This is a genomic window from Catellatospora aurea, assembly GCF_042663325.1.
Classification (GTDB): domain Bacteria; phylum Actinomycetota; class Actinomycetes; order Mycobacteriales; family Micromonosporaceae; genus Catellatospora; species Catellatospora aurea.
Map to the genome: position 1 here is coordinate 1 of NZ_JBHTAC010000104.1, position 1,574 is coordinate 1,574.

The following is a 1,574-nucleotide window of genomic DNA, read 5'->3' on the forward strand; positions in this document are numbered from 1 at the left end:
CAATGCCGGGAAGTTAAGCCCGGGTAGGGAGTTTCGGCTGGTTGATCTGCACCGTGCAGGTTGCTGGGTGTGTGACTTTCTGCCCGGGTCGGCGTTTGGCCGATGGGTATGGGCTGACGGGTCGTTTGACGGTGCGTGGGCTGGTACGTGGCCGGCGTGGGCCGCTGCGCTCGTCGATGATCTCGTCGAGTGCGGCCTGGCGGGCTCGCGGCAGGTCCGGCCCAGTGCTGATCTTGCGCCGGACGACGTTGATCACAGCGGTGAAACTCAGCTCGTCACCATCGACAGCGGCCTGCTCGGCAGCGTCGGTCAGCAGCCCTCGCATCGCCTGGTAGGTGATCAGGTAGGCCCACAGCTCCTGCTCGACGCCCTGCGGATCGTGGGAGCGCAGCACCACGCCCGCTCCGCGCTGGAACACCTTCAACTCCCGGTAGCCGTTCTCGCTCTCCCAACGCTGCTGGTAGAGCTCGGCCAGAGCCGGGGCGCCGGCGTCGGCGGGGTCGAGCAGACTCGTGACCAGCACGATCGTCTCGGTCCGCTGCTCGGGCTGCCCGTCGTCACCAGTGGTGTGCACGGTCACGGTGTACTGCACGACCCGGACCGGGACACCTTCGGGCGGGCCGAAGTCATGACCGGCGAACCGTTTGCGCCTGGCCTGGTCACGGCGCTTCTGCGCCGCGACCGGGTCGGGAAGGACCGCCAGCCAGGACCCGTCGGCAAGCACCCCGCCGCCGGTCGGCTTCGGAACCCGGTTGGCCTTGACCCGCCACAGCAGATGCGCCCCGGCCGCGCGGGTCTTGTTCCACAGGTCGTAGGACAGGAAGTTCCGGTCGGCCAGCAGCAGCATCCCCTCGCCCAGCGACCCGAGCATCTGCCTGGCCAGCTCCTGCTCACCGACCCCGTTGCCGCCGACACGGGCGTCGATCACCGCATGGGTGCCGCACTCGGCCAGCACCAGCACCCGCGCATACGGGTAGCCGCCGGGCTTGTCCTGGCCGCCGCTGCCGCGCGTGAACACCGCCGCGTTGGCCTGGCTGTCGGCGACCGCGAACGTGGTCCCGTCCCAGGCCACCACCCGCAACCCGGCGAAGAACACCCCCGGCTGCCCCACCACGCCCCGCGGCCCGCGGACCCGGTCGAACAACCCGCGCAGCGGCTGCGGCCCCAACCTGCGCCGAGCCTGCGACAACGCCGAACGCGACACCGCACGCCCCAACCCCGGCAGGTGACCGGTCAACTGCCGCCATACCTGCCGATACGACAGCGTGCTCCACAACGTCAGCGCCAACACGAAGTACACCACCACCCGCGCCGGCAACCGCCTCACCCGGACCTGGCACCGGCCCGTCTGCGCCAAAACCTCATCGACCAGCGCAGCAGGCACGACATCGGCCAGCAATCCCAAACCCACCCGGCCCAGATCACCAGGCAGGCACACACCACCCGGCACCGTCATGGCATCATGCACAGCGAAGCTCCTGCAGAAGCGTTTGTCTTGGTCGATCGACACTTCTACAGGAGCTTCGCTATTTCCGCAGGCCCGCCCTCACCGCCGGCTTAACTTCCCGGCATTG

Annotated in this window: 1 protein-coding gene; it reads right to left on the reverse strand. The window is 69.1% G+C overall.

The window, feature by feature from the left end; all coding sequences use genetic code 11:
• Positions 1 to 13: 13 nt before the first annotated feature.
• Positions 14 to 1,456, reverse strand: coding sequence for an IS4 family transposase (locus tag ACFQO7_RS37685; RefSeq protein ID WP_376810884.1), 1,443 nt, complete (start codon positions 1,454 to 1,456; stop codon positions 14 to 16).
• Positions 1,457 to 1,574: the final 118 nt, after the last annotated feature.